A 7,124-nucleotide genomic window follows, 5' to 3' on the forward strand; every position below is an offset into this window, starting at 1 on the left:
TTCCCTACCCGCCCCTTTTCCGCTCCCCCCCACCTGCCCTCCCCCCGGCGCCGAGGACGCCTTCCCCGCGCTGGGCTTCGACTCCCTCGCCGCCGTCCACCTGCGCAACCGGCTGGACGCGTTGACCGGCCTGCGGCTGGCGCCCGGGGCGGTGTTCACCCACCCGACCCCGGCCGCGCTGGCGGACCACCTGCTGGCGGCACTCGCCGCGACCGCCGCGACCGCCGCGACCACCGGGGCCTGGGACTTCGCGGCCGACGTCCGCCTGGACGAGGAGGTGCGCCCGGCCGCCGAGGTGGTCGCGGAGGCCGCCGAGCCCCGGGAGGTCCTGCTGACCGGCGCGACCGGCTTCCTCGGCGCCTTCCTGCTGCGCGACCTGATGCGCTCCACCAAGGCGACCGTCCACTGCCTGGTGCGCGCCGCCGACCCCGCCGCGGCCTCCGAACGGCTGCGCGAACGGCTGCGCTGGTACCGGGTGTGGGACGAGATCGACCAGGACCGGCTCGCGATCGTGGTCGGCGACCTCGCGCAGCCCCGACTCGGCCTGACCGAGCTGGAGTTCGACCGGCTGGCCCGGATCGTCGACGTGGTCCACCACGCCGGGGCCGCCGTCAACTGGCTGCGCCCGTACGCCGAACTCAGGGCCGCCAACGTGGACGGCACCCGGGAGGTGCTCCGGCTGGCCGCCCGGCACCGCACGGTGCCGGTGCACCACGTCTCCTCCACCGCCGTGTTCACGCCCGAGGCGGCGGTGCCCGGTCCGCGCGCCGTGTCGGCCCCCACCGGCCCGCCACAGGCGCTGGCCAACGGCTACGCGCAGAGCAAGTGGGTGGCCGAGCAGGTGGTGGCGATCGCCCAGGAGCGCGGACTGCCCGTGACGGTCTACCGGGCCGACGTGATCTGCGGCGACCAGGTCCACGGAGCCTGCCAGACCAGGGACTTCTTCTGGCTGAGCCTCAAGGGCCTGGTCCAGGCCGGGGCCGTCCCGGCCGGGCTGGCGGCCGCGGGCGCCGTTCATCTGGCCCCCGTCGACTACATCAGCGCGGCCATCACCACCCTCGCCGGACAGCGCGGGAACGCCGGCCGGACCTTCCACCTGCAGAACACCAGCACCGAGGGGTACGGTGAACTGACCGGATATCTGAGGGAGTTGGGGTATTCACTGCCCGAGGTGGAGTTGTCGGCCTGGCGGCGCGCGGTGCGTGCCGACCCGGGCAACGCGCTCACCCCGCTGCTCGACCCGTTCGAGCGGATCGCCGGCCACGAGGCCGTCCACCCGCTGATGGACGTCTCCGTCGCCGAACGGGCCCTGGCAGGCACCGGCATCGCCTGCCCGCCGATCGACTTGCCGCTGTTCCGGCGCTACGTGGACTTCTTCGTCCGGACCGGCTGGCTCCCGCCACCCCCGGCCGGCGCCGGACCCGCCGGACCGCCCGGACCCGCCGGCCCGCCCGTACCCACCGCCTGACCGCGCCCCGCCCGACCAGGAGGACGACCATGCATCTGGAGATCACCCCGATCGACGCGCTGCGCCGCGCGGCCCAGCGGCCCGGAGCCGGCCCGGCCCTGCACTACGAGGAAGCCGTCATCGGCTACCCCGAGCTGCTGGACCGGGCCGGGCGGCTCGCCGAGGTGCTCGCCGAGGGCGGGGTGACGGCCCGCAGCCGGGTCGCCTACCTGGGGCTGAACAGCCCGACCCTGCTGGTCACGTACCTCGCCTGCAGCTGGCTCGGCGCCGCCTTCGTCCCGGTCAACCACCGGCTCGGCGCCGCCGAGGTGACCGAGCTGCTGCGGGACTGCGAAGCCCGCACGGTGGTGGCCGAGCCGGGCCACGCGCCCTTGGTGGACCGGGCGTTGGGGGCGCAGCTGCTGCTGGTGGACGACGACCCGGCCGCCCCCGTGACCGCACCGCCGGGCCCGGTGACCGAAGCGCCGGACGCGCACTGGACGCCGCTGGCCGCCGCCCTGGCCGCCGCCGCGCAGCCGCCCCGCCCGCCCGCGCCGCTGGACGCCGAGGACCTCGCCGTCCTGCTGTACACCTCCGGCACCACCGGCCGCCCCAAGGGCGTGCGGCTCACCCACGGCAACATCTGGTGGAACGCCGCCAACATCGACGCGGCGATGGCCACCCGCGAGGACGACGTCAACCTGGTGGTCACCCCGCTGTCGCACATCGGCGGGCTCAACTGCTTCACCCTGCGCAACCTCGGCCACGGCGGCACCACCGTGCTGCGCCGCCGCTTCGACCCCGAGCGCACCCTGCGCGACCTGGTCGAGCTGAAGGTCGACACCTTCTTCGCCGTCCCCTCGATGTACGCCCTGCTCGCCCGCCAGCCCGGCTTCACCGAGGCCGACCTCTCCGCGCTGCGCGGCGCCGTGGTGGCCGGCGCGCCCGTACCGGCCGGGCTCGTGCTCGACTACGCGGCGCGCGGGGTGATGCTGCAGCAGGCCTGGGGACTGACCGAGACCGCCTGCTTCGCCAGCTACCTGCCGGCCGGACTCACCGTCACCAAGGCCGGCTCGGCGGGCCGGGCGATGCCCTTCACCCAGCTGCGGATCGTCGACCCGGAGACCGGCGCGGACGTCGCCGGGCCGGACGAGCCGGGCGAGGTGTGGGTGCGCGGCAAGCACGTCTCACCCGGCTACTGGCGCGGCGAGCAGACCCTGCGGGACGCCGACGGCTGGTTCCGCAGCGGCGACCTGGGACGGCTGGACGCCGACGGCTGCCTGTACCTGGTGGACCGGCTGAAGAACGTGATCATCCAGAACGGCGAGAAGGTCTACCCGGCCGAGGTCGAACGGGCCCTGGCCGGCTGCCCCGGTCTGCGGGAGGTCGCCGTGCTCGGGGCCGCGCACCGGGAGTGGGGCGAGACCGTGGTGGCGGTGGCCGTGGCCGAGCCCGGCGACGCCCCGACCCTGGAGGCGCTACGGGAGTTCGCCGCCGACCGGCTGGCTCCGCACAAGCTCCCGGTCCGGCTGCACCTGGTCGAGGAGATCCCGCGCAACGGCGCCGGGAAGGCGGACCAGGCGGCGCTGCGGGCCTTGCTGCCCAGTGGGGACGACGCCCCGCCGGCCCCGCGCCCGACCGACCCCTGCCCGACCGATCCCTGCCCGACCGATCCGCGCCCGACCGGCCGGGACGGCCTGGCCGCCCTGGTCGCCGCCGCCACCGAGACGGCCCTCGGTTTCCCGCCCGGCCGCCGCTACGGCGCCACCACGAGCTTCGCCGCACTCGGCATGGACTCGCTCAAGGCCGTCCTGCTACGCGACCAGCTGGCCGCCGCGACCGGCCTGACCCTGCCCGTGACACTCGCCTTCGACCACCCGACCCCGGCCGCCGTGGTCGAGCTGCTGCGCGCCCGCCTCGGCGAAACCACTCCAGCGGACGAGCAGCCGCCGCCCCCCGAGGCCGCCGAGGACGACCCGGTCGTGATCACCGGCATGGCCGTCCGGCTGCCCGGCGGCATCACCACCCCCGAGGCACTGTGGCAGCTGCTCACCGAGGAACGGGACACCGTCTCCGGCTTCCCCGAGGACCGCGGCTGGGACCTCGCCACCCTCGGCGCCCCCGACCCCGAGGCCCCCGGCCGCTCCGACACCCGGCACGGCGGCTTCCTCGACGACGCCGCGCTCTTCGACGCCGACTTCTTCGGCATCTCCCCGCGCGAGGCCGCCGCGATGGACCCCCAGCAGCGGCTGCTGCTGGAGACCACCTGGGAGGCGCTGGAACGCGCCGGCATCGCCCCCACCGCCCTGCGCGGCCAGGACGTCGGGGTGTTCACCGGCGTGTTCGCCAACGGCTACACCGAGCGCGTCCCGGTCTCCCGGGCGGCCGACGGTTACCGGGTCACCGGCGGCGCCACCAGCATCGCGGCCGGCCGGGTCGCGTACGTCCTCGGCACCCACGGCCCGGCCGTCGCGGTGGACACCGCCTGCTCCTCCTCGCTGGTGGCCCTGCACCTGGCGCTGCGCTCGCTGCGGACCGGCGAGTGCACCATGGCGCTGGTCGGCGGCGCGACGGTGATGGCCACGGCGGACGCCTTCGTCGAGTTCTCCCGTCAGCGCGCCATCGCCCCTGACGGGCGGTGCAAGCCGTTCGCCGAAGCCGCGGACGGTACCGGCTGGGCCGAGGGCGCGGCCGTCCTCGTGCTGGAACGGCTCTCGGCCGCTCGCAGGGCCGGCCGCCGCCCGCTCGCGCTGGTGCGCGGCTCCGCCGTCAACCAGGACGGCGCCTCCAACGGCCTCACCGCGCCCAACGGCCCCGCCCAGCAGCGGGTGATCCGCCGGGCCCTGGCCGACGCCGGACTCGGCCCGGACGAGGTCGACGCGGTGGAGGCGCACGGCACCGGCACCGTGCTGGGCGACCCGATCGAGGCCCAGGCGCTGATCGCGGCCTACGGGCCGGACCGCGCCGAGCCGCTGCTGCTGGGCTCGGTGAAGTCCAACCTGGGCCACACCCAGGCGGCGGCCGGCGCCGTCGGCGTGGCCGCGACGGTGCTGGCGCTGCAGCACGGGGTGCTGCCGCGTACCCTGCACGTCGACCGGCCGAGCAGCCGGGTCGACTGGTCCGGGGGCGCGGTGCGGCTGCGGACCGAGACCAGCCGCTGGCCCGAGCGGCGGCGCCCGCGCCGGGCCGCGGTCTCCTCCTTCGGGATCAGCGGGACCAACGCCCATGTGGTGCTGGAACAGGCCCCGCCAGAGCGGGCGGACGCCTCTGACGGTGAGTCGGCACCGCTCGTGCCGCCGCTCGTGCCGCCGTTGGTGCCGCTGCCGGTGTCCGCGCGGACACTGGAGGCGCTGGCGGCCCAGGCCGGGCGGCTGGCCGAGCTGCTGGACGGCGGGGTCCGCCCGCAGGACGCGGCGCTGTCCCTGATCACCGGGCGGACCCTGTTCGAGCGGCGGGCCGTCGTGGTGGCGGCGGAGCCGGCGGCCGTCCGCGCGGCGCTGCGGGCCCTGGCGGCGGGCGGGGAGGCGCCCGGACTGGTCACGGGAGCCGTACCGGCCGACCGGACGGACCAGGACGTGGTCTTCGTCTTCCCTGGCCAGGGCACCCAATGGGCAGGAATGGGGCGGGAGTTGTGGCAGGCCGAGCCGGTCTTCGCGGAGCGGATGGCCGCCTGCGAGCGGGCCCTCGCCCCGTACGTCGACTGGTCGCTCGCCGACGTCGTCCACAGCGCGCCGGACGCCCCGCCGCTGGACCGGGTGGACGTCGCCCAGCCGGTGTCCTTCGCCGTGATGGTCTCGCTCGCCGCCCTCTGGGAGTCCTACGGCGTCCGCCCGGCGGCGGTGCTCGGCCACTCCCAGGGCGAGATCGCGGCGGCCTGCGTGGCGGGCGCGCTGACCCTGGCGGACGCCGCCCGGACGGTCGCCCTGCGCAGCCGGGCCATCGGCGAGCGGCTCGCGGGCAGCGGCGGGATGCTCTCCGTACCGCTGCCCGAACGCCGGGTCCGGGACTGGATCCGCGCCTGCGGCAAGGGAGTCGAGATCGCCGCGGTGAACGGGCCGGAGCGCACCGTGGTCGGCGGGGCGAGCACGGCGCTCAGCGACTTCCACGGCGAACTGGCGGGCCGCGGCATCGACGTGCGGATGATCCCGGTCGACTACGCCTCCCACACCGCGCAGGTGGCGGAGCTGGAATCTGAGCTGCTCCGGCTCCTGGACTGGGTGCGGTCCTCGGCCCCGGCGGTGCCCTGGTACTCGACGGTCGACGGCGCGTGGCTCACCGGCCCGGTCGGGCCCGACTACTGGTACCGCAACCTGCGCCGGCCGGTGCGCTTCGAACCGGCGCTACGGGCGCTCGCGGACGAGGGCTTCGCGGCCTTCGTCGAGATCAGCGCCCACCCGGTGCTGGGCGCGGCGATCGAGGCGACCCTCGCCGACACCGGGGCGGGTCCGGCGGCCGCGGTCTGCGGGACGCTGACCCGCGGCGACGGCGGCCGGGGCCGGTTCGCCCGCTCGCTCGCGGAGGCGTTCGTCCGGGGCGTGCCCGTCGACTGGACGCCGCTGATCCCGCCCGGCGCGCGCCGGGTCGACCTGCCGACCTACCCGTTCCGGGGGAGGCGGTACTGGCCGGAGACACCCCGGTCGCAGGCACCGGCCGACGGGGGAGCGCTGTTCCGGATCGCCTGGCGCGACCTGCCCGCGCGGGGCGCGGAGCCCGTCCGCGTGACGCCGGTCGCGGACCTCACGGCGCTGCCGGAATCCTCGGACTGGCTGCTGCTCCTGCCGATGGCCGACCAGGCCGCCGATGACACCGAGAGCGTCCGGCGGTCGACCACCCGGGTGCTGACGGCCGTCCAGGCCTTCCTCGCCGAACCCCGCTTCGAGGACCGCCGCCTGGTCGTGGCCACCCGGTACGGCGTCGCGACCCAACAGGACGAGCCGGTGGACCCGGCGCAGGCCGCGGTCGGCGGACTGGTCCGCTCGGCGCAGACCGAGCACCCCGGCCGGCTCCTCCTCGCCGACCTCGACCTGCCCGCCGACGCGACCCCCGAGGCCTGCGTCCGAGCGGTCGGCGCCGCCCTGGCCGAGGCGGTGGCGGCGGACGAACCGCAGTTCGCCGTCCGTGGCGTGGCCGTCCGGGTGCCCCGCCTGGCCCCGGCCGCGCCCGCGACCGACGGCCCGGTGCTCGATCCCGCCGGTACCGCACTGATCACCGGCGGCACCGGACTGCTGGGCCGGCTGATCGCCCGCCACCTGGTGACCAGGCACGGCATCCGCCGCCTCCTGCTCGCCTCCCGGCGCGGCCCGGCGGCGCCAGGCGCCGCCGAACTCTGCGCCGAACTGGCCGAGTTGGGTGCCCACGCCGAGGCCGTCCAGTGCGATGCCGCCGACCGCGAGCAGGTGCGCGCGCTGGTCGCCGGCGTCCCGGCCGAGGCGCCGCTGACCGTCGTCGTCCACGCCGCCGGCGTCCTGGACGACGCGGTGGTCGGCTCGCAGACCCCCGACCGCCTCGTCGCCGTGCTGCGCCCGAAGGCGGACGCCGCCCGGTGGCTGGACCAGGCCACCCGCGACCTCCCCACCCCCGTCGCCCTGGTGCTCTGCTCCTCCGCCGCCGGAGTCGTCGGGACGGCCGGCCAGGCCGGCTATGCGGCGGCCAACGCCTTCCTGGACGCCCTCGCGAC

General features: G+C 76.6%; 2 protein-coding genes. Both read left to right on the forward strand.

Translation table 11 applies throughout. From position 1 onward, the window contains the following. Positions 1–1,468: thioester reductase domain-containing protein (locus BG452_RS26230; RefSeq protein ID WP_188306818.1), on the forward strand; the 1,468-nt coding region annotated here is incomplete at its 5' end. Between the two features lie 29 nt (positions 1,469–1,497). Then, positions 1,498–7,124 (forward strand): type I polyketide synthase (locus BG452_RS26235; RefSeq protein ID WP_188306819.1); only part of this gene is annotated, 5,627 nt, incomplete at its 3' end.

The organism is Streptomyces sp. CBMA123, assembly GCF_014596465.1.
GTDB lineage: Bacteria > Actinomycetota > Actinomycetes > Streptomycetales > Streptomycetaceae > Kitasatospora.